At 25.0% G+C, this 699-nt stretch carries 1 protein-coding gene; it reads right to left on the bottom strand.

Annotated elements, in window-relative coordinates; genetic code table 11:
- A partial coding sequence (locus tag B0E44_RS12135; protein ID WP_131828085.1) for a hypothetical protein occupies positions 1-670 on the bottom strand: 670 nt, incomplete at its 3' end.
- Positions 671-699: the final 29 nt, after the last annotated feature.

Below are 699 nucleotides of genomic sequence, written 5' to 3'. Positions count from 1 at the left end.
ATTGTGGATATCGATTATTTAATGTTTCGAAATTATTTTTATCTAATTTAATTAAATGATGCTCAATAAGAATCTTTATTTTATTATGGGAAACTTCTATTAATTCATCCATATTATAAATATATGGAAATTGTTTCGCTAGAGCTTTAAAACTATCATCACCAATCGTACTCGTAATAATAAGTTCGCTAAAGAGCAACTGAGAGTCTTCATCAATTTCTGTCATCTCTTTTTCAGAGAGTCTGCTAGAAACTCTTTCATCATTTAAGTAATTTACCAGAGTTTCATCTATTTTGTCAAATTTCTTAAAGTATTCAAAAAAGTTTTTCCAAGAAATTTCCAATCGGTTATATTCAAATAATTTACTCCATAGACCTTTGTCATTAATTTTTGAAACGTCACTAATTATTGTTCGATTTTTTTCAATCATTTGAAAGCAAACTTCTTCTATTAATCCAGCATTTAAGAGAGTTACAATACTATTTTCGTCCTCATCAATATTGTCTTTTAATTCTAAATATACAAATTCAACATAATTGAAAATATTTTGATTTACATATTCAATAAGATTCTTGCATCCTGAATATTGAATTGTAGTGAAATTAGCTGTTTTTAAGTTTTCTAATTCAATGTCATTTACTTTGTATAGAGTAACAAATAATTCTATCATATGAACATTAATTTCATAGAGATTATTTT

It is taken from the genome of Flavobacterium sp. A45, assembly GCF_002001005.1.
Classification (GTDB): Bacteria; Bacteroidota; Bacteroidia; order Flavobacteriales; family Flavobacteriaceae; genus Flavobacterium.
Note: the sequence above shows the minus strand (reverse complement) of the source record. Positions and strands in the feature narration are given on the sequence as shown.